We start from the raw sequence: 23231 nt of genomic DNA on the forward strand, positions 1-23231 counted from the left end.
AGCGCCGTCCAGAATCTCGCCGTTCTGTGTCCCGGCTGCCTGAGCCGTCCGCGTTTCACTGTGCCGCCGCCTTCCTTGCCAGCTGGTCCGCGGCCGGCGTCGCCTCGCCGCCCTTGTAGGTGACGCGCCACAGCGCGGACGCGGAGTCGGAGGTGAAGAAGCCGCGGCCGTAGTCCAGGACGTACAGCGAGCCGTCCGGGGCGAACTTCCAGTCCATGAGGTTGCGGATGCCGGCGGAGCCCACCGGGATGATCTTCTTCAGTGACTCGGCGTGCACCGGGATACCGCCCTTGCCCACCGTCCTGGGGTCGGTGAGCACCGCGTGCCGCGGCTGGTCGCCGTCGTAGAAGTCACCGACGAACCACTTGCCGTCCCAGTAGGACGGCCACTTGTCGGTGCTGGTGCTCGCCGCGTCGTAGCGGTAGACCGGGCCGTTCATGGTGGCCTGACCGCCGCCCTTGAGCCACGGCAGCAGCTGCTTCTGCTCCTCCGTCCGGTAGCTGGGGACGCCGCCCGCGTCGCGCGGGTAGTCGACGCCGCCGCCCTGCGGCGAGTACCAGATGGTGTTGGAGGTGATGGGCGGCAGGTTCACCAGACCGTCGTTGTTCGGCGACTCGTTCTTCGGGGCGTCGCAGTTGTACCAGCCGAGCGGCTTGCTCGGGTCCGGCAGATTCCGGTCGCGGTAGGGCTGCTTGTTGCCCATGCAGTACGGCCAGCCGTGGTTGCCCGCCTTGGTGATCGCGGCGAAGGTGTCGTACTTGGCCGGGCCCCAGGTGGTCGACGGGGAGCCGGCGTCCGGGCCGACCCACCCCGCGTAGAGGATGTCGGTGGCCTTGTCGACAAAGATGCGCGCCGGGTTGCGCACCCCCATCACATAGATCTCGCCGCGGGTCTTGCCGCCGCCCTCGTCAGGCTCCTGTCCGGTGAAGAGATTGCCCGCCGGCAGCGTGTAGCTGCCGTCGTCCTCCGGGTGGATGCGCAGGATCTTGCCATTGAGGTTGTTCGTGTTTCCGGCGGTGCGTCGCGCGTCGGCGAACGAGACGCCCTTGAAGTCGGGCTCCGGGTTGTTGCCTGAGTAACCGCCGCTGAATCCGGAGGAGTTGTTGTCCCCGGTGGCGATGTAGAGATTGCCCTTCGAGTCCCAGGCCATCCCGCCGCCCGCGTGGCAGCAGCTGTGGATCTGCACCGGCCACGTGAGCAGCACCTTCTCACTGGCGAGATCCAGTTTGTCGGTCGCGAGGTCGAGCGTGAAGCGGGAGACCCGGCGCTCGGCCATATGGCTGTCGCGGTTGATCCGCGAGTGCGGTGTCCAGTGAAGGTACACCCAGCCGTTGGTCATGAAGTCCGGGTCCAACTCGATGCCGAGCAGCCCCTCCTCGACCTTGACCAGCTCGTCGCCGCCGCCCTTGTTGCCGAAGACCGTGAGGGCCCCTGCCTTGGTGACCTGTTCGGTCCTGGGGTCATAGACATGGATCTCGCCCTGGCCTTTGCCGATGTCGGGTCTGTTCCAGTCGGTGACGACCGGCTTGCTCGAGTCGGCGCCGCCGCGCCCTATGTACAGCACCCGCCCGTCGGGGGCGACGACCAGGCCGTGCGGCTCGCCGATCTGGTCGTTCTGTCCGGGCTGATTGGGCCGGGTGACGCGCTCGGCGGTGTAGTTGGCATGGATCGTCGCCTTGCAGTCGGCCTGCGAGAGGCGCGTCGTCCAGGCCAGTGCGCCGCGCAGGTGGTCGCGGAAGTCCGTCTCCCCGAAGCTGTCGGCCGTACCGCCCATGCCGGTGTAGAAGGACCGGCCGCCGTCGTAGTCACGGCACCAGGAGACCGGATGGTCCCAGCCGTTGGCGCCGGCGCCGGGAGTGTAGGAGTTCTCCTTGAGCCGGGCGACCGTGTGCACGCTGCCGGACGGGTTCACCGCCCAGTTGAACCACCTGTCGGGCCGCTTCCACTGCAGGGGGAGCGACGCGGTGGCCGGGTGCCGGCGGTCGCCGACCTCGACCGTCGCCCGCTGGACCGCACTCGCCGCCCCCGCCGGACGGGCGCCGATCAGTCCGGTGAACCAGTCCGAGTACGGCTCGGTGCGGGCGGCGTCATGGATGCCGACGAAGCCGCCGCCGGCCTCCAGATACGACTCGAGACCGGCCTCCTGCTCCGGGTCGAGAACATCGCCGCCGCCCGTCAGGAACACGACTGCGTTGAACGTGCCGAGCCGCCTGGCGTTGGTGAAGACGGCAGGGTCGTCGGTGGCCACGGTCCTGAACCGGCCCGCGGCCGGCCCGCTCAGGCCGATCGTCTCGATGGCCGCAATACCGGCGTTGACGGTCGGCGACTCGTCGGTCGCCGAGGCATGGAAGACGAGCACCTTCACATTCGCCCCACCGGGCGGCGAAGGGAGAGACAACGTTGTCGGTGGTTCAGGATAGGGCCGGGCACTGGCGACGTTCCCGCCCAGCAGGGAGGCCGTCAGAGCGCCGACGCCAAGTACCGCCGCCAGAACGCCCTTTCGGGACCTTGATTTTGTCGACCGGTGATGTGGTGCGCGCTGCATGTGGTCACCCACCCCTCTTTGGTCACAACAACAGCCGCTGAAGCTAGACCTCTTTTCGCGGTTCGCCAATAGGTATGACCGCAATGGCACAAACTTTGTCCTGAGCGTGGATAAACGAAGATCACCGGGCTACCGTGAGGCCGTCCCCGGGGTCAACTGCGCCCCGTCAATCTCCGTACGCGACTGGGGAGTTCGATATGGACAGACGGCGCTTCAACCGGCGGCTGCTCACGGGTGGCGCGGTGGTGGCCACAGGGATGACATCGTTGTCCGTGGCCTCGTCCTCTCGTGCTGCCCCCGCGGTGGACGCACCGAAGACTGCCCCTGCCGGAGGCCGGATACGCCATCTCACGCTGTACGCGGAGAAACTGACGGACGGTCGGATGGGCTACGGCCTGGAGAAGGGCAAGGCGACGACCCCCGGCCCGCTGATCGAACTGGTCGAAGGCGACACCCTGCACATCGAGTTCGAGAATCTGATGGACGTCCCGGTCAGCCTCCACCCCCACGGCGTGGACTACGACATCGTCAACGACGGCACACGGTTCAGCAGGAGCCATGTCGAACCGGGGGCCACGCGTACGTACACCTGGCGCACCCATGCACCGGGCAGGCGCGCCGACGGCACCTACCGCCCGGGAAGCGCGGGCTACTGGCACTACCACGACCATGTGGTGGGCACCGACCACGGCACGGGCGGCATCCGCAAGGGCCTCTACGGTCCCGTGGTCGTGCGCAGGAAGGGCGACATCCTCCCGGACAAGCAGTTCACCATCGTCTTCAACGACATGACGATCAACAACAAGCCGGCTGCCGAGGCACCCGACTTCCAGGCGACGGTGGGCGATCGCGTCGAGATCATCATGATCACACACGGTGAGTACTACCACACCTTCCATATGCACGGTCACCGCTGGGCGGACAACAGGACGGGCCTGCTCTCGGGCCCCGACGACGTCAGCCGGGTGATCGACAACAAGATCACCGGCCCGGCGGACTCCTTCGGCTTCCAGATCATCGCGGGCGAACACGTGGGCGCGGGCGCGTGGATGTACCACTGCCACGTCCAGAGCCATTCGGACATGGGCATGGCCGGCCTCTTTTTCGTGGCCAAGCCGGACGGCACGGTCCCCGGATACGAGCCGCACCATCCGGCGGCCGCGGGTGCTCATGCCGGAGCGTCCGTCGCGTCCGGCCCCGCGGGTGGGCACCACCACTAGCGTGTGCGTGCTGGCTCGGTGGCACTGACCTCCTACTGGGAGGAGACAGGGAGAAGTCCGCGCTCGCCGAAGACCTTCTTGGCGACGAAGGTGGCGTTGAGGGCCTTGGGCATGCCGCAGTAGACGGCCGAGTGCAGCAGCGACTCCACGATCTCCTCCCGGGTGAGTCCGACGTTGAGAGCCGCGTTGATGTGGACTTCGAGCTGGGGCTCGCAGCCGCCGAGAGCTGTGAGCATGCCGAGAGTGACGAGCTGGCGGTCGCGAGGAGCAAGGCCCGGCCGGTCGTAGATGTCGCCGAAGGCCCAGGCGACGATCTGGTGGCCGAGTTCGGGGGAGATGTCGGCCAGCGAATCGACGACCCTCCGGCCGGCCTCCCCGTCGACGCGGGTGAGCACCTCCATACCGTGGTCGAACCGGTCCTGGCGGGCCTTCGCTGAGGACGAATCGGTGCTGCTCATGGGCGGCGGTCCCTTTCCTGTGGCTGGATGGGGGCGACAACGGTGCGCAGCGGCTCTTCGCCGACTGGGTAGTGACGGTAGGACGTGGAGTGCGCTTCAAGCCAACCCCTGGAAGCCGGCTCGCGTGCGGGCAACGTAGGCTTCCGGGCCGTGAGCGCGGTGGGCGGCGTCGGGAAGACGCGATATCTGGTTCTTCATGACTACGGGATGGGCGGACTGTGGTGGTGGGTGTGGGCACAGTCCGAGCATGAGATCGTCCTCGCCTGCGCCGAGGTCGAGGTGGTCACGGACGCGGAGACCGTACGGCGTGCACAGACCTGGTCCCTGGAGGAGACGAGTGTCGACGCGCCCGATCCCAACCCGTTGTCCGACCTTCGCGCGAAGCGGGACGCCCAGCGCGATCAGCCTGGTTTCGGTGCTCTGGCGGGCCGGGACCACGTGCACCTGCGGGAGCGGGAGGACGACGACGAAACGGTCTGCTTGACGGAAATCGGACCGGACGGGCGACGCCTGCGCCAGGTCGAGATCGAGCCGGACGGCGGCTGCGTCAGGACGGGCGTCGACGACTGGCCGTTCAACCCGCCCTACGATCTCCATGATCCGCGGTACGCCTCCATGGAGATCGGCCGGGAAGAGTTCGAGGAGGCGTGGCGCCGCGCCCGTCGCGTACCCGAAGGTTCCTGATCCGGCGCCCGCCGACGCCGGTCTCCCCGACACGCTCTGCTCACTCGCGTGCGTCGAGCGCGTCGGCGAGGTGCGGGTCGATGTGTCTGAGCGCCGCCACGGCGAACTGGGTCGTGAACTCGGCGGCCGATGACGGATCCAGCGAGTCGGCGACCAGCGTGTACCGCGCGCCCTCGACGACCAGGCCGACGACGTAGGAGGCGCAGAGCTCCGCACTCGTCCCCCAGGTGCCACGGCCGTGGCGCTTGGTGAAGTACCGGATCCGGCGTGTGATCTCCCGGGTGGCGGCCGACATCAGCCGTTGTCTGGCCTCGGTCGCCGACCCCGTCGCGTGCGCGCCGAAGAGCAGCCGGAATCTCGCCGGATGGACGTCCGCGTAATCGAAGAACGAGGCCACGCCCGCGCGCACCTGCTGTTCGAGCGGGAGATCGGCCGCTGCTGCGTAGGCCTCGAAGAGCGCGCTCGCCAAGGTGTCGGCTGCGAGGTCGGCGCATTTGCCGAACAGGTCCTCCTTGCTGCCGAAGTGTGCGTACAGCGTGGGTTTGGTGGATCTCGCGCGTGCGGCGACGACGTCCATTGTCGCCGCGTGGAATCCGGCCTCGCTGAAGACCGCGGAGGCCGCGTCCAGCATCTCCTCGTCGGTCGGGCGTGCCGCAGGGGGGCGGCGACGGACCGCTTGACGCTGTGGCGCGGGGCCGGCCTCGGGCAGGTGATCAGCCATGTCCACCACTTTACTTCAGCGTAAATCCGGATTACGGTTTTACTCCACAGTAAATGCGGTTGTGATCGACTCCCTGACTGGAGAACCGGCCAGGGCCTTGTGGAGGCTTTCATGCACCACACTCACCTCGTACGGCCCGCCGCGACCGCCGCAACGCGCCCTGTCCCTGCCCCGTCCCCGGGCTTCGCCCCCGACCGGGAGCTGACCGTCGCCGGCCCCTGGCGGCTTCCGCGGGCTCCGGACGCCTGCGGTCAGGCCCGCAGTGCGGTGTGCAGCACCCTGGCCGACTGGGGCCTGGACCATCTTGCGGACACGGCCGAACTCCTGGTCAGCGAACTGGTCGGCAATGCGCTGCTTCACGCGTACGGTCCCGTCCACCTCACCGTGGTCCGCCGCGAGGTCATCTGTTGCCAGGTCCGCGACGGCAGCCGGGAACTGCCGCAGCTCCGTTCGGCGCAGACCACCGACGAATTCGGCCGCGGCCTGCATTTGGTTGACCTGATGGCGAGCAAATGGGGCGCCGACCTCACACCCTGGGGCAAGGAAGTCTGGTTCGAACTTCCGGAAGCGCCGGATTCCCTCGGTGGAGGGTGGCACTGACCGAGGCGCCCTCGCGCGAATCGAGGCGCTTCGTCACACCACCGATTTCCCGTAGGGGAACGTCACCGCTCGATTCCGCCGATGCGTGCCGGAGGAGGTCCTCAAGAGCACGACCGTCCTCTCGGTCGCCTCGGCGAGTACCGCGATCAGCAAGGCCGTTGCTCATGCCGTGCTGCCCCGCCGTTCTTGACCCGTAAACCGTCCGGGCGCCGCCGCACGACCGTCACCCAGCTGCCGGCCGTCATAGGCGGGCGTCCGCCCCTATGTCCCGCTGATCCTGGCCGAGAGGGCGTTCCGCGGACCTTCGGGGCGGCTTCGCACGCATGAAGCGCCCTCGTCGCCGCGCCTGCTGGTCGCCGCCATCACCTGCAACATCGTCGACGCCGTCGCCGCTCTGACCGCCGGTACCCCGCCTCCTCCACCGCGTTGATCGGCATCGGTCTGGACTCCGTCATCGAGGTCTCCTCCGCCGCCGCGGCTCGGCGAAGTCCTGCTCGCGGCCCTGGGTGCGCAGGAAGCCGCGCATGGCGACATCGGCAGGGAAGACGGCGGTGGTGGCGCCAACCTCGCCGAGTCGGCGTTCTGGGTGCGCCGGTCCCGGATCGGTAGGAGACTCGGGACCGTCAGGCCGGGGGAATCCCGCAAAGGAGTGGACCATGCTCACCACCCCGTATGTCACCGGCACCCCGAACTGGATCGACCTGGGCACGCCCGACATCGACGCCGCGAACACCTTCTACAACGGCGTTTTCGGCTGGCAGTTCCAGTCGGCCGGGCCCGAGGCGGGCGGCTACGGCATGTTCCAGCTGGGGGGAAAGACCGCCGCGGGCGGTATGACCGTCCCCCCGGAACAGGGCCCTCCGGCGTGGAACGTCTACTTCCAGTCACCGGACGCCGAGGCCACGGCCAAGGCGGTCGAGGCGAACGGCGGCCGCGTCGTGGTCGAGCCGATGGACGTCTTCGACCTGGGCCGCATGGCGATCTTCGCCGACCCGGCCGGAGCGGCCTACGCCAGCTGGCAGCCCGGCAAGAACAAGGGCCTCGACAGCGTCAACGATCCCGGCTCCCTGGCCTGGCTGGAGCTCTACACCCCGGTGCCGGACGCCGCCCTCGCCCACTACTCGGCCGTCTACGGCTGGGAGACCTCCACCATGCCGCTGCCGGACGGCAGCGGCACGTACACCATGGTGAACCCGGCCGGAGCGGGCGAGGAGGCCATGTTCGGCGGCGTGGTCCCGCAGGCCGCCGACCCGCTGGAGGCGCAGGGCGACCCGTACTGGCTGCCGTACTTCACGGTCACCGACTGCGACGCCACGGTCGCCAAGGCCAGGGAACTCGGCGCGACGGTCCGGATGGAGCCCATCGACATGGAGGGCGTCGGCCGCTTCGCCAAACTGGCGGACCCGGCGGGCGCCAAGTTCGCGATCATGCAGGGGATCGAGCCGCAGGCTGCGTGACCCCGGGGGCGTTGATGCCTCATTTACTCGGCGTTTATTGCCGCGAGGCAACGTGTCCTGCATGCTGACCAACACCATCACCGACGAAGAACTCTCCTGGCAGGAGACCGCGTTGTGCGCCCAGGCAGGGCCGGAGTTCTTCTTCCCGGCCCCCGGCTCCTCCACCCGCGAGGCCAAGCAGCTGTGCGGGGCGTGCGAGGGCCGCGTGGCGTGCCTGGAGTACGCGCTCGAGCATGACGAGAGGTTCGGCGTCTGGGGAGGCCTCTCGGAGAAGGAGCGCCACCAGCTCAAGCGCGCGGAGAACGCGGCGCGTTAGGTGAGCCTAGGTGGTCCGCACCTTGCCGCCCTTGACCAACTCGGCCCGCTCGGCGAGCTCGTCCTCCGCAAGCGTCCCGTCCGGTACGGCTTCCCTGGGCGCGTCGGGAACGACGCGCACGGGGAAGTGCCCACCGACGGGCGACACGACCCCGCCGTACCGGATGTCACCGGCGAACCAGATCATCTCGGGCTGCGGGTTCTGCTTCTCCTTGAGGTACACGGAGAACGGCGTGAACCGCAGGATGGGGGCGTGGTCGTCGGTGAACTTGATCATGATCACCTTGGGGCTCTCGACCGAGCGGTGGGGGTACTCGCAGGGGTAGGCACGCCAGGGGTAGGTCTTGAGGATGGCGGCGTTGCGGCGGGTACGGCGCAGGGCGAGGAATGTGACGACCAAGGTCAGTGGGTAGAAGAGGACGCAGATGATGATGAACCCGGCCATTTTCGAGGGAGGCCCGGCAGTTGCCATACGAGCACATCCCACGCCCAGGAGCAGTACGCCGACCAGCCACGCTCGACGCTTGAGCACAAGGCGGCGCTGGCCGGTCGCGGTGGGCGGATGATCGAGCGCGGCTTTGGCCAGCGGCAACGCGGACGTCGGTGGCGTCATTGGAACAGCTCCAAGAGGCGGGAGGGGCGTCGGCTCGGCACGGCCAACGGCGCAGGTGGACTAAACGCCATCGTCTGAGCGATGCATTCGAGAATGGTTGTGTAGGACTCTGAGTGGCGCGTGGCCGCGCTGGTGAGATCGGCCACGGCGATATGTCCCCCTGTCGGGAACGGCACAGCTAGCCGTGCCTGGAACACCTCGCAAGGCGGCGCGTCGATTTCGGCATGTTCGAGCAGGTCAGTCGGTGGCGCTGCCAGGAGACCGGAAATCAGAACGGCAGGCATTCCAATAGGCAGTTCTACCTGCTTGACGGTATTCGTGCTCCAGGTGGGCGAGTCGGTAATTGAAAGTGCGGTCTGCGCGGCAGCCAACGCGGGGGTACGTGGCTCAATCCGGGTCACGGACAGCGAAAAGAGCGAGATGGACGCTCCGTCATTCCCGTCTGGATGCAGACCGATCGATGTATGGGCATCGGCTTGATCGCGCATCGCTACGAGAAGGCTGACGGCTACGCCGAGTTCGTTCATCGAGCGTTCAACAGCCTCCTCGGTGCCCAGGATTGAGGGCAGGACGACCCCGGCGACCATGTCGAAGTCTGCAGTGTCGAAGGCGGCTAGGTCGTAGTAGCCCGGTGGTAGGCGGAACCAGAGTGGGGGCGCGGAGGTGTCGGTTGCGGTTGGCATGAAGGCGCCTCATCGGTCGTGACTAGCGTGCAAGGGATGCCCATGCGTGGGCGGCTTTGGCGGCAGCGCTGGGCCCGTCGTCAAGCACGGCCCGCGTGCCGTCGACTCCCGTAGCGGTGTGGGCAAGAGACTCGTCGTCATCGAAGGGCGGGTAGTGAGTGATTGCAGCCCCTGCACCGGCCCCGGCGAAGGTGCACGTGACACCCTCCCTCACATACCGCGGCGTGCTCTGCAGCGCCCACTCGGTGAGCGGGTTCTCCACCTGGCGCAGCTCGTCTGTCGCGTTCCAGGCCCCACTGGCGAAGCCTTGCGAGCCGGCCCGCAGGGCAGCAATGGATCCCGGGTCCGCCACGGCGCCGGCCACATGGGCAGCGGCCGATGCAGACTTCGCCCCGTGGGCGATTGCCGCCACCCCAGGGACGGAACCGAGAGTATCGCCGGTCAATGTGACCGCACTGTCCCAGAAATCGGCGTCGAACTCCCCTTTGGTGAAGCCGTCCTTGAGAGACGTGCGCATCTTCGAGTCAGCCAGATGAAGTGTGAGGGCGCCGATGCTGGCACCCGTCGCGACCAGCATCAGGACGAGGCCGGCCGGCGGGAAGAACGGTCCGATGGCCACGGCCAGGAAGCCTGCGATGGCGGAGACGTCCGACAAGGCGTCCCCCAGGTCCTCGTCGATCCACTTCAGGAACTTGTCCAGCGCCCCCGGCTCCCGCGGTGCCAGTTTGTCCGTCGCCTCGTTCAGCGCCTGCGCGATCCTCGACGCCTCGGCCCGGTGCGTCTCCTCCAGCTCGCGTGCCTGGGTGCGGACCGAGGCCAGGGCGTCCCGGGCCTTCGTGACCGCATCGGCCGCCGCGGAGAGCTCGGAGGGGGGCAGGTCAGGCGTGCCGCGGACCGACTCGTGGTGGGATTCGGCGCGGGACAGGGCTGCCGCGTCGAGTTGGGCGCGGGAGTCGTAGCGCCTGGCGGTCGCCTGGTAGCTCACCAGGTCGTCGTGCCAGGTGCGCAGTTGGGCGGCCGCCTTGGAGATCGAGCGATGGGCGTTCTTCAGGTACCGCGGCAGGTCGCCGTCCAGCGAGTTCCGGAACGCCGTCGCCGCCTCGCCGTGCCAGTGCGTGCTCTCGCCCAGGAGTTGCTCGACCAATTGGTGCGCCGTGCCCAGGGCTGTCGCCGAGGTGGTGAGCTTCTTCTGGAGTGCGTCGATCGCCGAGGGGCTGCCCGGCACCGGGTCCCAGCCCAGATGCGGATACTCAGGCACGCACCTTCACCGCCTGGAACGCCGCCGCGATCGCCGTGTTGACCTCCACATAGCCGTGGTGGCTGGCCTTCACCCCGTCGTGCACGCTCTTGATCCGCGCACCCAGTTGTTCCGCGCCGTACTTCCAGCGGTCCTGGAAGCCGTCGCACGCCTCGTCGAGTTCCTTCGTGCCGAGCTGGTCGGCGCGGACGTGCTCCAGGGCTCGTCTCGCCTCGGCCAGCGAGGTCAGCGAGCGGCCCAGCTCACGGGAGAAGCGGCCGAGTTGACTCATGTCCACCCGAAGATCGTGATCCATGGCCGACCACCTTGGCAGATCATCGACCGAAACGGATAAATGCCGTACCCCGCACGGGTGGTGGGATATCCGGATGCTCACGTTGACGGTCGGTCGTTAGGATCGCCGCAGTCAGCGGGGGGCGACGGATGAACGACCAGGTCACGAACGACGAGCTCGAGGCATTCGACCGGCTGGTGCGCAGGCTGCGCGCTCTGCCGATCGAGAGTCCTGTGCGGATGCGGGGCGAGGAGATCGCCGCCGCCTTCGCGCGCGACAGCCGCAACCTTCGCCGCAAGGCGATCAGGCGAGCCCGCTCCGAGTCCGATGCGGCCCTGGCGGCCGGCACCGTGACGGGAGCACTCGACCGGCGTGAGGACGCCCCGCTCGAGGCCGTGAGGACGGACTCGAAGGCGGGCCGGGCCGTTGGTCACTACGCGCGATCCCGGCATTGCTATGTCTGCAAGGAGTTCTACCGACAGGTCGACAGTTTCTACCACCGGCTCTGCCCGCCCTGCGCCGCCGAGAACGCCGCACGTCGCTCTCTGTCCACCGATCTCACCGGTCGGCGCGTGCTGCTCACCGGCGGCCGGGTGAAGATCGGCTTCCAGCTGGCACTGATGATGCTCCGCGACGGAGCCGAGCTCCTTGTGACGAGCCGATTCCCCGACGACACCCTGCGCCGGTTCCGGGCGGCGACCGGCAGTGAGCAATGGCTGGAGCGGCTCACCGTCGTCGCCGTCGACCTGCGTGACCCGCGACAGGTGCTCGGTCTGTGCGAGCAGCTGCGCGCGGACGGCCTACCGCTGGACATCCTGGTCAACAATGCCGCCCAGACGGTGCGGCGGCCTCCGCAGTCGTATGCCCTGCTCGCCGCCGGTGAGAGCGGCGCGCCGGCCCCGGGCGTGCTCAGCGCGCCCGGTTTCGCGCCGATGACCGCGATCGGGGGAACGGCCGGCGCGCTCGCCCTCGTACTCGGCGACATGGGGGATGAGGTGGACGAGGCCGGGCTGCTGCCCGACCCCTCGGCCGACAACTCCTGGTCGGCACAGCTCGGCTCCCTCGACCCCCCCGAGCTGCTGGAGACGCAACTCGTCAACGCCCTCGCGCCCGCGCTGCTGGCCGACCGGCTGCTGCCACTGCTGCTCGCCTCGCCCAGGCCGCGTCGCTACATCGTCAATGTCACGGCCGTCGAGGGCCGGTTCGCCGTACGCAGGAAGACGTCCGGGCACCCGCACACCAATATGGCGAAGGCCGCGCTGAACATGCTCACCCGCACGAGCGCGCAGCAGCTGGCCCGCGAGGGGGTGCACATGTGCAGCGTCGACACCGGTTGGATCACCGACGAGAACCCGGCTCCGCGCAAGGCACGGATCGCCGCCGCCGGGGTGCGTACGCCCCTGGACATCGTCGACGGCGCGGCCCGCATCTACGACCCGATCGTGCGGGGCGAGGCGGGCGCACCGGTCGCGGGTGTCTTTCTCAAGGACTACCGCGAGGCCGACTGGTAAGGCGCGGTGACCGACTCAGCCGCCGGCGCGCGCCGCCATCCTGGCCTTGCGGGCCGCGAGCTTCTCGTCGAACTTGAGCGCCTCGGAGTCCAGCCCGCCCATGTACAGCCCGAGCTCGTCCTGGGCCTTCTGCCCCTCGGGGCCGAGACCGTCGATGTCCATGACCTTGAGGAAGCGCAGCACCGGCTGCAGCACGTCGTCGTGGTGGATGCGCATGTTGTAGATCTCGCCGATCGCCATCTGCGCGGCCGCCCGCTCGAAGCCCGGCATACCGTGTCCGGGCATCCGGAAGTTCACGACGACGTCGCGCACGGCCTGCATCGTCAGGTCGGGGGCGAGCTCGAAGGCCGCGCCCAGCAGATTGCGGTAGAAGACCATGTGCAGGTTCTCGTCGGTCGCGATCCGCGCCAGCATCCGGTCGCAGACGGGGTCGCCCGACTGATGGCCCGTGTTGCGGTGCGAGACGCGTGTGGCGAGCTCCTGGAAGGCCACGTACGCGACCGAGTGCAGCATCGAGTGGCGGTTGTCGGACTCGAAGCCCTCCGCCATGTGTGCCATGCGGAACTGCTCCAGCTTGTCCGGGTCGACCGCACGCGAGGTGAGCAGGTAGTCGCGCATCACGATGCCGTGCCGGCCCTCTTCCGCGGTCCAGCGGTGCACCCAGGTGCCCCATGCGCCGTCCCGGCCGAAGAGTGAGGCGATCTCGTGGTGGTAGCTGGGGAGGTTGTCCTCGGTCAGCAGGTTGACCACGAGGGCGATCTTGCCGATGTCGGTGACCTTGGACTGCCCGGGCTCCCAGGCCTGGCCGTCTTCGAAGAGGCCGGGGAAGTTGCGGCCGTCGGAGAAGGGCACGTACTCGTGCGGCATCCAGTCCTTGGCGACCTTGAGATGGCGGTTGAGCTCCTTCTCCACCACCTCTTCCAGCGCGTACAGCAGCCGGGCGTCGGTCCACGCTTCCGAGCTGCCGAGGTGGGCGGAGGCGATCGTCACTGGTACTCCTGGGGGCGGGAGACTTACTTACGGATTCGTAGGTTACGAAGCCGTAGGTTAAGCAGGTCGTGAGCCACTCGCCAAGCCCGTGCCCATGATGTCCGCTTACGTTTGGTTATGCGTACAGGTCACGGAGCCGCACCGAGAGACACGTCACGCATCCTTCGAGCTTTTCGAACTCGCTGATGTCGACCGGAACGGGCTCGTAGCCGAGGTCCGTGAACAGCTCGGCCGTCTTCGGCGCGCTGGCCGCCATCAGCAGCTTCCCGCCGCCGAGGAGCACCACGTGCGCACCCGACTCCTCGGGGACCGGCAGATGGCGCGGAAAGACGGACGGGGTGTCGACCAGCGGCGGGTAGCCGATGATCGTCGAGTCCGGCAGTGCCGTGACGGCCGACTTCAGATGCAGCACCTTGCTCACCGGAACGGCCACCACGCGCGCGCCGAGCGGCTCGAAGGCGGCGCGCAGCTGCTGCACACCGTCGGCGTTGGTACGACCTCCCCGGCCGACGTAGACCGTGTCGCCGACCTTGAGGACGTCCCCGCCGTCCAGGGTGCCTGGTCCCCACACCCAGTTCACCGAGCAGCCCAGCCGCGCCAGTGTCTCCTCGACGGCGGAGGTCTCCGGCCTGCGCGACTCGGCGCCGGGACGGGCGATCAGAGCGACATTGCGGAACATCACGACCGTGTCCTCGACGAAGACCCCGTCCGGGCAGTCGTCGGCCGGCGCGGTCTCGACGGTCTCCCAGCCGTGCTCGCGCAGTGTCTCGGCGTAGGTCTCCCACTGGGCCAGCGCCAGCTCGGGGTCGACGGGGCGGCGCTCTACATGGGTGACCAGCCCTTCGGCGAGACGCGGGCTGGGGCGGCGGATCAGCGCTTTCTGGCTGGGCACGGGTGGTTCTCCTGGTGTCTCGGGAGCCGGGCGCGCCCATCATGACCCGCGGCCGGGAGCGAGGGAATCCCCTGCGTATCCCCATCCCGCGGCTGCCCGGCCCGGCGGGGCCGGCGGGGGCCGCAGCGCCTGCCCGCCCCCGCCCTGCGTCGCCGGAGCCCGGGCTCGCCCGATGGGCGTGGCGACGCCCGTGCCGCCCGATCCTCGGGTGGACTTCCTCGTCGGGCCGCGCCCCGCCGTGCGCCGGGGACCGGGCGGATCGCGGCCTCGCCTGCCGTCCGTGTCCCGCCTGTGCGCGCGTCCGCCCCCGCCCGGGGACGGCGACGCCGCCCGTGCGCGCGTCCGCCCCCGCCCGGGGGTCGACGCAGGCCCTCGAGGGTCAGAGTCCGCCCCGCGGTCGCCGGAGACCCGAACGATCCAGGCTGCCCACACGGTCCGAGTTCCGCCTGCACCCCCCGGTGCCGTTTTGTCGGTCCGCCCCGCACGCCTGCGTCATGCCCGCCGCGCCCCGTCTCCCGCGGCAGGCGGCTCCGGCGGTCACCTCGCCCGCATCGTCTCCCGCACCGCCTCCTCCGTCGTCGGGAGCAGTTCGCCGTCCAGTTGCAGCCAGCGTGTGATGCCGATCGACTCCAGGAAGGTCACATCGTGGCTCGCCACGATCAGCGCACCCTCGTAGGACTCCAGTGCCGCCGTCAGCCTGCGTACGCTCGGCATGTCCAGGTTGTTCGTCGGCTCGTCGAGCATCAGCAGCTGGGGCGCCGGTTCGGCGAGGAGCAGCGCCGCCAGTGCCGCGCGGAACCGCTCGCCGCCCGACAGGGTGCCGGCCGGCTGGTCGGCCCGCGCGCCCCGGAACAGGAAGTGCGCGAGTCGCGCCCTGATCCGGTTGTCCGTGGCCTCGGGGGCGAACCGTGCCACGTTCTGCGCCACGCTCAGCTCGTCGTCGAGCACATCGAGCCGCTGCGGCAGAAAGCGCAGCGGCACCTCGGCCACCGCGTCGCCCGCGAGCGGCTCCAGCTCGCCGGCGATCGTCCGCAGCAGGGTCGTCTTGCCCGAGCCGTTGCGGCCGACGAGCGCGATGCGTTCGGGGCCGCGTACCTCCAACTCGCCCCGCACTTCGGCCCCGTGGAGCAGTCGCAGTTCGCTCAGCCGCAACACACCGCGGCCCGGATGGACCTTGGTGAACGGCAGCTCGACACGGATCTCGTCGTCGTCGCGTACCGCGTCCACGGCCTCGTCGAGGCGCTCCTTCGCCTCGGCGAGCTTCTCCGTGTGCATGATGCGGTGTTTGCCCGCGGATTCCTGGGCGGCACGTTTGCGGGCGCCCATCACGATCTTCGGTTCCCGCTTCGAGTCCCACATCTTCTGGCCGTACCGCTTGCGACGGGCCAACTTGACCTGGGCATCCGCCAGTTCACGCTTCTGACGCTGTACATCGGCCTCGGCGACGCGCACCATGCGCTCCGCTGCCTCCTGCTCGACGGCGACCGCCTGCTCGTACGCGGAGAAGTTGCCTCCGTACCAACTCACTTCTCCGTCATGCAGATCGGCGATCTGGTCGACCAGTTGCAGCAGTTGACGATCGTGACTCACCACGACCATCACCCCGGACCAGCCCGCCACCGCGTCGTAGAGTCGCCGACGGGCGTACAGATCAAGGTTGTTGGTCGGCTCGTCGAGCAGCAGCACCGCGGGCCGGGCGAGCAGCAGGGCGGCCAGCCGGAGCAGCACGCCCTCGCCGCCGGAGAGCTCGCCGATCGTGCGGTCGAGCCCGATGTGCCCGAGGCCCAGCTGATCGAGGGTGGCGTGCGCCCGTTCCTCCACGTCCCAGTCGTCGCCGACGGCCGTGAAGTGCTGCTCGCTCGGATCGCCCGCCTCGATGGCGTGCAGCGCGGCGCGGGTCGTCGCGATACCGAGGGCGTCGTCCACGCGCAGGGCGGTGTCGAGCACCAGGTTCTGCGGAAGATAGCCGATCTCGCCGATCGCGCGCACGGCTCCTCCGGTCGGCGCGAGCTCGGCGGCCATCAGCTTCAACAGGGTGGACTTTCCGGACCCGTTGCGGCCGATGAGCCCGGTCCGGCCCGGCCCGACCGCCAGGTGGAAGCTGTCGAAGACGCTGGTGCCGTCCGGCCAGGTGAAGCTGAGGGAGGAGCAGGTGATGTGGGTGGGGAAGGTAGACATAGGGGTCTCCCGGTTGCGTGGAAAGGGATGGGCAACGGGTGGAGACACCGACAGCGCGGGCGATGGTCGGCCGGAAGCGAAGAGAGGGAAGAACGGTCCCGGTCGGGCAGAGGACAGCGGATGCGCCGAGGTCGCACGCGGTGCGCACGGGCAGAAGCCGTGCCGCACGGTGTCTCAGGACCTCAGACGAGCAACGTCCTACTCCGATCGACGACAACAGAACCGTGATTCACGGTAGGAACAGGGGCGGGGGAGTGTCAACGGATTATCAGGCGGGGCCGGGCGGCCCTCCGTAGTGATGCCCGCCCGCCACCGGCTGCCCGCCCCCGGCCCGCCACGAGCCGGGACGCCGGGATCAGATGGCGTCGCGCAGCAGCTCGGTCAGATCGTGGTCGAGGTTCAGATACAGATGCTCGTGCCCGCAGGGGACCAGTTCCTGCACGCGCCTGAGGAAACGGCGCAGTTCGCCGGTGCGTATGTGCACCATCGCCATCCCTTCGGGGGCGTGGAACTCCAGCACCGTACGGTCGTAGCCGTACGGCCGGATCCGTACGTCCCCCACACCGGCCGCCTCATGGACGCCCGCGGCCAGCAGCTCACGGGAGAACGCCCATGAGATGTCCTCGCCCTCGAGCGTGGCGGGCGCCGGGAAGTCCAGTCGCACCGCGAACGGGTCCTCGCGGTCGTAGCGCAAGGTCGACGGAATGGACTCCATCAGGGGTGCCGAGGCGACCAGGCGGGCCTGAACTGCCTGCTCGATGACGGTGGACAAGGCACTGCTCCTCAAAAATGCGCGGCTCGCTGTCGGCTCCTTGACACCGGAGTAGACGGAGGAACCAGCGGTTTCGTGCATCGGGAGGGAGGGTGACCTGTGTCACCGTGCAGCAGGACGGCACCCTGGACGGGGTACGGCCGGTGGGCTAGCTTCCAGCGCCATGACGTCCAAGGGGAAGACGAGACGAGCGGTGTCGGTGGGGCTGTGCGCGGCCGCGGTGGCCGCGGTTCTGGCGGCGCCGGCGCAGGCCGCGCAGGCAGGACACCCGATGACGGGGCAGGACACGGCCCTGGCCTGGAGCCTGAAGGACACCGGGACCGATGCGCGCTTTCGCGGGCTGGCGCCCGTCAGCCGGAAGGTCGCCTGGGTGGCAGGATCGAAGGGCACGGTGCTGCGCACGGCGGACGGCGGTCGCACGTGGCTCGACGTGTCACCGCCGGGTGCGGCGGAGCTGGAGTTCCGTGACATCGAGGCGTTCGACAGCCGACGCGCGGTGGTGCTGGCCATCGGAGAGGGGGAGGCGTCCCGGGTCCTGCGTACCGACGACGGCGGGGCAACCTGGACCGAGTCCTTCCGCAACGCCGATCCCCGCGCCTTCTACGACTGCATCACCTTCTTCGACAGCCGGCACGGGCTGGCCATGAGCGACCCGGTGGACGGCAAGTACCGGATCCTGTCGACCGGTGACGGCGGCAGGTCGTGGAAGGTGCTGGCGGACGACGGGATGCCGGCGGCACTACCGGGCGAGGCGGGCTTCGCCGCGAGCGGCCAGTGTCTGGTCGCCTCAGGGCCCAAGGACGTCTGGCTGGCGACCGGCGGCGGTTCGACCGCACGGGTGCTGCATTCCGCCGACCGCGGTCTGCATTGGACGGTCGCCGAGTCCTCCATCCCCGCCGGGGATCCGGCGCGCGGTGTCTTCGCCCTCGCGTTCCGCGACCGCACCCACGGCATCGCGGTCGGCGGCGACTACCGCCCCGACCAGGCATCCCCGCAGGCGGCAGCCGTCAGCGGGGACGGCGGCCGCAGCTGGCGGCAGTCGAAGACGCCGCCGCCCGCATACCGCTCGGGCGTGGCCTGGCTGCCCCACAGCCGCTCCGTCGCACTCGCCGTCGGCCCGACCGGCACCGATGTGACCGTGGACGGCGGGCGCACCTGGCGCACCGTCGACACCGGCTCGTTCGACACGGTCGACTGCACTGCCGACTTCGGATGCTGGGCGTCGGGCGAGAAGGGGCGCGTCGCTCGTCTGGAGTTCTGACGGCGCGACCGCAGCCGCGGGCGTCAGGACGGCAACTGCTGTCGGAAACGGGCGAGTTCGGGTGCGGTCTTGGTCGCGATGAACTCCGTGATCCGGTACCTGCACACCTCGCCGATGACGAAGGGGTCGGCCGCCGCGATCTTCTCGATCCGCGCGCGGTCGTCCCCGACGGCGAGGATCACCCCGCCGTCACGGGGGTTCTTACGGCCGGAGGCGATGAACACGCCCTCCTCGTACAGGGCGTCCAGCCACTCCACGTGGGCCTCGAGCAGCTCGTCGACCTGCTCGACGGGCGCGGTGTAGGTCAATTCGAGTACGAACATGATCTCGAGGCTACCCGTCGGGTCGTAGGGTGGGCGCATCATGAAGATCGTGGAAGCGCCCGCCGACTGGCCCCGGAGCGAAGAGGCCGCCCGCGCGGTCCAGGACGAACTGCGTACGCGCGTCGTCCTGGGCGAGCCGGGGCCGCCGCCCGGCACCGGGCTGGTGACCGGGGTCGATGTCGCGTACGACGACGAGCGCGACCTGGTCGCCGCCGCGGCCGTCGTACTGGACGCGGCGACGCTCACCGTCGTCGACGAGGCCACCGCGATCGGCCGCGTCAGCTTCCCTTACGTTCCCGGGCTGCTCGCCTTCCGGGAGATCCCGACCGTCCTGGCCGCACTGGACGCGCTCACGGCCGGACCGGGACTCGTCGTCTGCGACGGCTACGGCCGTGCGCACCCGCGGCGCTTCGGGCTCGCCAGCCATCTCGGTGTGCTGACGGATCTGCCGACCATCGGCGTCGCGAAGAACCCTTTCGTCTTCACCTACGGCGAACTCGGTGACCGGCGCGGTGACTTCGCCCCGCTGCTGGCCGACGACGCCGAAGAGGTCGGCAGGGCGCTGCGCACCAGGAACGGCGTGAAACCGGTCTTCGTCTCCGCCGGTCACCGCATCACCCTGGCGAATGCCTGCGCCCACACCCTGCACCTGGCCCCCGACTACCGCATCCCGGAGACCACCCGCCGCGCGGACGCCCTGTGCCGCCGTGCCCTGCGCGAGGCCACGGCGGCCTGAGGCCGGTCCGGCGGCGGTTCCGGGCGTCGCACGGAGCGTGCCGACGAGACGCCCCTAGCGCGAGCTCGCCACCCGGAACGTGATGTCCGCCGTGCGAAGCCGCTCCAGCAGTGCGTCGCCCATTGCCACCGCCGTCGTCACCTGGCCAGAGGTCTTCGGCAGATCGTCGAAGGCCAGACACATTGCCGACTCGGCCAGCATCTTTGCCGTCTCGTCGTAGCCCGGATCGCCGCCCGCGACCTCCGTGAAGACCCGGCGGCCGCCGCCCTCGCCCACGAACCGGACCGTGAACCAGCTCTGCGCGCGGCGTTTGTGGCTCGGGCCGTCGCCCGGCTCGTAACGGTCCATCAGCCACCGCCGGGCGGCCGGAATCTGGGCGAGCGCGACGCCCGCGCCCACCGCAGCCGGCCCCCCGAGCGCCATCGGCAGCGTTTTCACCGCCGCGTAGTGGCGGTAACGGAAATCGGGCCCGTAGCGCTGCAGGACACGTGCCGAACGCGCGACTATCTGCCCGTCGATGGTCGGCAGCGGCAGCGCCCATGCACCGATCTCCCGGCTGAAGCGCGGCGCGCCGAGCGGTGCCCGTGCCCGGCGGCCGACCAGGCGTGGCTCGTGCAGCCGGCGCTCGTGCGCCGCGCGCAGCGACTGGCGGCCGCGGCCCATGGCGGTGAGCGCGGAGGCCATGGTGCCGCCGGAGAACATGGCGTTGGACCGGACGAATCCGTCGATGGTCACGGGCACGTCCTCGGGCAGTTGCCGCACGGTGAAGTACACGCCCAGATCGTGCGGCACGGAGTCGAAGCCGCACGCATGGACGATGCGCGCACCGGTTTCCCGGGCCCGCGCGTCATGCCGTACGAACATCAGGTCCACGAACTCGGGCTCGCCCGTCAGGTCGGTGTAGTCCGTGCCCGCCTCGGCGCACGCGGAGACCAGGCCCTCGCCGTACCAGACGTAGGGGCCGACCGTCGTCGCGACCACATGGGTGGACTCGGCGAGCTCCCGCAGTGCCTCGTGATCGTCCGCGTCCGCCACGATCAGCGGCAGCTGCGCGCAGCGGGGATTCAGCACGGACAACCGCTCACGCAGCTGCTCCAGCTTCACCCGGTTGCGCCCCGCGACCGCCCAGCGGCAGCCCTCCGGTGCGTGACGCGCGAGGTACTCGGCGGTCAGCACTCCCACGAACCCCGTCGCCCCGAAGAGCACGATGTCGTACGGGCGCTGTGCGCGACCGGTCCCGTTCTGGCTGTTCAATGGCCCCTCCGCCGTTACCCACGCCGATGTCGGTGGCTGAGGCTAGCGCGCGCGGCGGTCCCGCAGAAGATGCGTTTCCCATCAGTAACCTGGCGGGCGTGAAAGAGCTAAGCGCTCGCTCGGCCGAAGGCCTTGTGCACAGTGGAACGCGTTCTTACCATCATTGGTGTTACATCAGCAGTGTCACATCGCTGGGGGCTGGATGACAGCGTCAGGAAACGGTCCGTTGGCCGGGGTGCGTGTGGTGGAGCTGGCCGGCATCGGGCCCGGCCCGTTCGCCGCGATGCTCCTCGCCGACCTCGGCGCCGACGTCGTACGCGTCGACCGCCCCGGCGGCGCGGGACTCGCCATCGACCCGGCGTACGACCTCACCAACCGCAACAAGCGTTCGGTGCTCATCGACCTCAAGTCCGAGCAGGGCCCGGGCCAGGTGCTCGACCTGGTCGAGCGTGCCGACGTACTGATCGAGGGCTACCGCCCCGGCGTCGCCGAGCGGCTCGGCGTCGGACCCGACGAGTGCCTTGCCCGCAATCCGCGGCTCGTCTACGGGCGGATGACCGGCTGGGGCCAGGACGGGCCGCTCGCCCAGCGCGCCGGCCACGACATCGCGTACATCGCCGTCACCGGCACGCTCGGCATGATCGGCAAGCCCGACGAGCCCCCGACCGTCCCGGCCAACCTCGTCGGCGACTACGCGGGCGGCTCGCTCTATCTCGTCATCGGAGTGCTGGCCGCGCTCCAGCACGTCCACACCCCGGGGGGCACCGGCCAGGTCGTGGACGCGGCCATCGTCGACGGCGCGGCGCATCTGGCCACGATGATCCACGGCATGATGGCGGCGGGCGGTTGGCAGGACCGGCGCGGCGCGAACCTGCTCGACGGCGGCTGCCCCTTCTACGGGAACTACGAGACCGCCGACGGACAGTACATGGCGGTCGGGGCGCTGGAGCAGCAGTTCTACAACACGTTCATCGAACTGCTCGGGATCGAGGGCGAGGTCCCGGCACGTAAGGACTTCGACCGGTGGGGCGAGCTGCGCGACGCGGTGGCCGCCCGGTTCAGGACGCGTACCCGTGCTCAGTGGACGGCCGTGTTCGAGGGCTCCGACGCCTGCGTCGCACCCGTGCTCTCGCTGCGCGAAGCCCCCGCCCATCCGCATCTCGCCGCCCGCGGCACCTTCGTCGATCACGGCGGCATCACCCAGCCCGCACCCGCACCCCGCTTCTCCGCGACACCGGGGGCGGTGCTGCGCCCGCCCGCCCAGCCCGGCGCCGACACCGCGGAGGTGGCCCGCGACTGGGACGTGTCCAGCATCCGGCCCCAGGAGGAATGTTGAAGCGCCAGATCTTCACCGCCGAGCACGACGCCTTCCGCGACACCGTGCGCACCTTTCTCACCAAGGAGGTGCAGCCGCACTACGAGCAGTGGGAGAAGGACGGCATCGTCAGCCGGGAGGCATGGCTGGCGGCGGGTCGGCAGGGGCTGCTGGGTCTCGCGGTGCCGGAGGAGTACGGGGGCGGGGGGAACGACGACTTCCGGTACGCCGCCGTGCTCCACGAGGAGTTCACCCGGGCGGGCGCACCGGGCCTCGCCGTCGGACTCCACAACGACATCATCGGCCCGTACCTCACCTCGCTCGCCACCGACGAGCAGAAGCGGCGCTGGCTGCCCGGGTTCTGCAGCGGCGAGATCATCACCGCCATCGCGATGACCGAACCCGGCGTGGGCTCCGACCTCCAGGGCATCCGCACGAGCGCCGAGGACCGGGGCGACCACTGGGTCCTGAACGGCTCCAAGACCTTCATCTCCAACGGCATCCTCGCCGACCTCGTGATCGTCGTCGCGAAGACCACGCCCGAGGGCGGCGCGCACGGTCTGTCGCTGCTGGCCGTCGAGCGCGGAACCGAGGGCTTCGAGCGCGGCCGCAACCTCGACAAGATCGGCCAGAAGTCCCAGGACACCGCCGAGCTGTTCTTCAGCGACGTACGCGTCCCCAAGGAGAATCTGCTCGGCGAGCTCAACGGCGCCTTCCTCCATCTGATGACCAATCTTGCGCAGGAGCGCATGGCCATAGCCGTGGCCGGGATCGCCGCCGCCGAACATCTGCTGGAGATCACCACCGAGTACGTCAAGGAGCGCGAGGCGTTCGGGCGGCCGCTCGCGAAGCTTCAGCACATCCGCTTCGAGATCGCGGAGATGGCCACCGAATGCGCCGTCACCCGCTCCTTCCTCGACCGGTGCATCGAGGAGCACTGCGCCGGCGGGCTCGACGCCGTCCATGCCTCGATGGCCAAGTGGTGGGCCACCGAGCTGCAAAAGCGCGTCGCCGACCGCTGTCTCCAGCTCCACGGCGGCTACGGCTATATGAGCGAATACCGCGTCGCCAAGGCATTCACGGACGGACGAATCCAGACCATCTACGGCGGCACGACCGAGATCATGAAGGAGATCATCGGTCGTTCCCTGCTCGGCTGACCCTCATCGCA

The 23231-nt window shown here is 69.4% G+C and carries 23 protein-coding genes and 1 pseudogene; 11 read left to right on the forward strand and 13 right to left on the reverse strand.

Features of this window, described 5'->3' with window-relative positions; genetic code table 11:
- Positions 1-55: 55 nt before the first annotated feature.
- Entirely contained in the window at positions 56-2545 is a 2490-nt protein-coding gene (locus ACFYWI_RS16495) for a ThuA domain-containing protein (RefSeq protein ID WP_389231854.1), read from the reverse strand.
- 197 nt (positions 2546-2742) lie between these two features.
- Between ACFYWI_RS16495 and ACFYWI_RS16500 the strand changes: the two genes are divergently transcribed.
- Positions 2743-3765, forward strand: a complete 1023-nt coding sequence (locus tag ACFYWI_RS16500) for a multicopper oxidase domain-containing protein (protein WP_389231857.1) — start codon at positions 2743-2745, stop codon at positions 3763-3765.
- A 32-nt stretch (positions 3766-3797) separates the two neighbouring features.
- On the opposite strand, the gene ACFYWI_RS16505 is transcribed toward ACFYWI_RS16500, so the two are convergent.
- Complete coding sequence (locus tag ACFYWI_RS16505) at positions 3798-4223, reverse strand: carboxymuconolactone decarboxylase family protein (protein WP_389231860.1); 426 nt, start codon at positions 4221-4223, stop codon at positions 3798-3800.
- Positions 4224-4373: 150 nt separating this feature from the next.
- Between ACFYWI_RS16505 and ACFYWI_RS16510 the strand changes: the two genes are divergently transcribed.
- The gene (locus tag ACFYWI_RS16510; protein WP_389231863.1) at positions 4374-4907 is read left to right on the forward strand and encodes a hypothetical protein; all 534 of its coding nucleotides are present in this window, start codon (positions 4374-4376) and stop codon (positions 4905-4907) included.
- 40 nt (positions 4908-4947) lie between these two features.
- On the opposite strand, the gene ACFYWI_RS16515 is transcribed toward ACFYWI_RS16510, so the two are convergent.
- Positions 4948-5628 carry a TetR/AcrR family transcriptional regulator gene (locus ACFYWI_RS16515; RefSeq protein ID WP_389231866.1) on the reverse strand — a complete coding sequence of 227 codons (681 nt, stop codon included), beginning with the start codon at positions 5626-5628 and terminating at the stop codon, positions 4948-4950.
- A 111-nt stretch (positions 5629-5739) separates the two neighbouring features.
- Between ACFYWI_RS16515 and ACFYWI_RS16520 the strand changes: the two genes are divergently transcribed.
- The 4 genes and pseudogenes from ACFYWI_RS16520 to ACFYWI_RS16535 all read left to right on the forward strand — a co-directional run bounded on the left by ACFYWI_RS16520 (position 5740) and on the right by ACFYWI_RS16535 (position 8001).
- Complete coding sequence (locus ACFYWI_RS16520; protein ID WP_389231869.1) at positions 5740-6228, forward strand: ATP-binding protein; 489 nt, start codon at positions 5740-5742, stop codon at positions 6226-6228.
- A 274-nt stretch (positions 6229-6502) separates the two neighbouring features.
- A pseudogene (locus tag ACFYWI_RS16525) lies at positions 6503-6705 on the forward strand (cation transporter); the annotation flags it as partial.
- A gap of 179 nt (positions 6706-6884) precedes the next feature.
- On the forward strand, positions 6885-7685 hold the full coding sequence (locus ACFYWI_RS16530) for a VOC family protein (RefSeq protein WP_389231872.1): 801 nt from the start codon (positions 6885-6887) through the stop codon (positions 7683-7685).
- 61 nt (positions 7686-7746) lie between these two features.
- Positions 7747-8001, forward strand: a complete 255-nt coding sequence (locus ACFYWI_RS16535; protein WP_389231875.1) for a WhiB family transcriptional regulator — start codon at positions 7747-7749, stop codon at positions 7999-8001.
- A 6-nt stretch (positions 8002-8007) separates the two neighbouring features.
- On the opposite strand, the gene ACFYWI_RS16540 is transcribed toward ACFYWI_RS16535, so the two are convergent.
- Genes ACFYWI_RS16540 through ACFYWI_RS16555 form a run of 4 tightly spaced genes read right to left on the reverse strand, consistent with a single transcriptional unit; the run spans position 8008 to position 10849 of the window.
- Positions 8008-8613 (reverse strand): hypothetical protein, encoded by a 606-nt coding sequence (locus ACFYWI_RS16540; RefSeq protein WP_389231878.1) that lies wholly within the window; start codon positions 8611-8613, stop codon positions 8008-8010.
- Entirely contained in the window at positions 8610-9296 is a 687-nt protein-coding gene (locus ACFYWI_RS16545; protein WP_389231881.1) for a hypothetical protein, read from the reverse strand. The genes ACFYWI_RS16540 and ACFYWI_RS16545 overlap by 4 nt, the downstream gene beginning before the upstream one ends.
- A 22-nt stretch (positions 9297-9318) precedes the next feature.
- Positions 9319-10554 carry a putative T7SS-secreted protein gene (locus ACFYWI_RS16550; RefSeq protein ID WP_389231884.1) on the reverse strand — a complete coding sequence of 412 codons (1236 nt, stop codon included), beginning with the start codon at positions 10552-10554 and terminating at the stop codon, positions 9319-9321.
- Complete coding sequence (locus ACFYWI_RS16555) at positions 10547-10849, reverse strand: hypothetical protein (RefSeq protein WP_389231887.1); 303 nt, start codon at positions 10847-10849, stop codon at positions 10547-10549. The genes ACFYWI_RS16550 and ACFYWI_RS16555 overlap by 8 nt, the downstream gene beginning before the upstream one ends.
- Positions 10850-10977: 128 nt before the next feature.
- Between ACFYWI_RS16555 and ACFYWI_RS16560 the strand changes: the two genes are divergently transcribed.
- Positions 10978-12339 (forward strand): SDR family NAD(P)-dependent oxidoreductase, encoded by a 1362-nt coding sequence (locus ACFYWI_RS16560; RefSeq protein ID WP_389231890.1) that lies wholly within the window; start codon positions 10978-10980, stop codon positions 12337-12339.
- Between the two features lie 15 nt (positions 12340-12354).
- Here ACFYWI_RS16560 and ACFYWI_RS16565 read toward each other — a convergent pair whose 3' ends face one another.
- From ACFYWI_RS16565 to ACFYWI_RS16580, 4 genes are all read right to left on the reverse strand, one after another.
- On the reverse strand, positions 12355-13329 hold the full coding sequence (locus tag ACFYWI_RS16565) for an acyl-ACP desaturase (RefSeq protein WP_389231893.1): 975 nt from the start codon (positions 13327-13329) through the stop codon (positions 12355-12357).
- A gap of 115 nt (positions 13330-13444) precedes the next feature.
- Entirely contained in the window at positions 13445-14221 is a 777-nt protein-coding gene (gene ddaH, locus ACFYWI_RS16570) for a dimethylargininase (protein WP_389231897.1), read from the reverse strand.
- Positions 14222-14758: 537 nt separating this feature from the next.
- Positions 14759-16399 carry an ABC-F family ATP-binding cassette domain-containing protein gene (locus tag ACFYWI_RS16575; RefSeq protein WP_389231900.1) on the reverse strand — a complete coding sequence of 547 codons (1641 nt, stop codon included), beginning with the start codon at positions 16397-16399 and terminating at the stop codon, positions 14759-14761.
- A gap of 355 nt (positions 16400-16754) precedes the next feature.
- Positions 16755-17171 carry an SsgA family sporulation/cell division regulator gene (locus tag ACFYWI_RS16580; protein ID WP_389231903.1) on the reverse strand — a complete coding sequence of 139 codons (417 nt, stop codon included), beginning with the start codon at positions 17169-17171 and terminating at the stop codon, positions 16755-16757.
- Positions 17172-17334: 163 nt separating this feature from the next.
- Here ACFYWI_RS16580 and ACFYWI_RS16585 point away from each other — a divergent pair, with 163 nt between their 5' ends.
- Positions 17335-18432 carry a WD40/YVTN/BNR-like repeat-containing protein gene (locus tag ACFYWI_RS16585; RefSeq protein WP_389231906.1) on the forward strand — a complete coding sequence of 366 codons (1098 nt, stop codon included), beginning with the start codon at positions 17335-17337 and terminating at the stop codon, positions 18430-18432.
- Positions 18433-18455: 23 nt separating this feature from the next.
- On the opposite strand, the gene ACFYWI_RS16590 is transcribed toward ACFYWI_RS16585, so the two are convergent.
- Positions 18456-18755, reverse strand: a complete 300-nt coding sequence (locus tag ACFYWI_RS16590; RefSeq protein WP_389231909.1) for a YciI family protein — start codon at positions 18753-18755, stop codon at positions 18456-18458.
- Positions 18756-18795: 40 nt separating this feature from the next.
- Here ACFYWI_RS16590 and ACFYWI_RS16595 point away from each other — a divergent pair, with 40 nt between their 5' ends.
- Complete coding sequence (locus tag ACFYWI_RS16595) at positions 18796-19491, forward strand: endonuclease V (protein ID WP_389231912.1); 696 nt, start codon at positions 18796-18798, stop codon at positions 19489-19491.
- Positions 19492-19545: 54 nt separating this feature from the next.
- On the opposite strand, the gene ACFYWI_RS16600 is transcribed toward ACFYWI_RS16595, so the two are convergent.
- Complete coding sequence (locus tag ACFYWI_RS16600) at positions 19546-20745, reverse strand: saccharopine dehydrogenase family protein (RefSeq protein ID WP_389231915.1); 1200 nt, start codon at positions 20743-20745, stop codon at positions 19546-19548.
- Positions 20746-20947: 202 nt separating this feature from the next.
- Between ACFYWI_RS16600 and ACFYWI_RS16605 the strand changes: the two genes are divergently transcribed.
- Both ACFYWI_RS16605 and ACFYWI_RS16610 read left to right on the forward strand, forming a co-directional pair.
- The gene (locus ACFYWI_RS16605; RefSeq protein ID WP_389231918.1) at positions 20948-22081 is read left to right on the forward strand and encodes a CaiB/BaiF CoA transferase family protein; all 1134 of its coding nucleotides are present in this window, start codon (positions 20948-20950) and stop codon (positions 22079-22081) included.
- The gene (locus ACFYWI_RS16610; protein WP_389232611.1) at positions 22078-23220 is read left to right on the forward strand and encodes an acyl-CoA dehydrogenase family protein; all 1143 of its coding nucleotides are present in this window, start codon (positions 22078-22080) and stop codon (positions 23218-23220) included. The genes ACFYWI_RS16605 and ACFYWI_RS16610 overlap by 4 nt, the downstream gene beginning before the upstream one ends.
- The last annotated feature ends 11 nt before the right edge of the window (positions 23221-23231 follow it).

It is taken from the genome of Streptomyces sp. NPDC002889 (assembly GCF_042888425.1).
GTDB lineage: Bacteria > Actinomycetota > Actinomycetes > Streptomycetales > Streptomycetaceae > Streptomyces.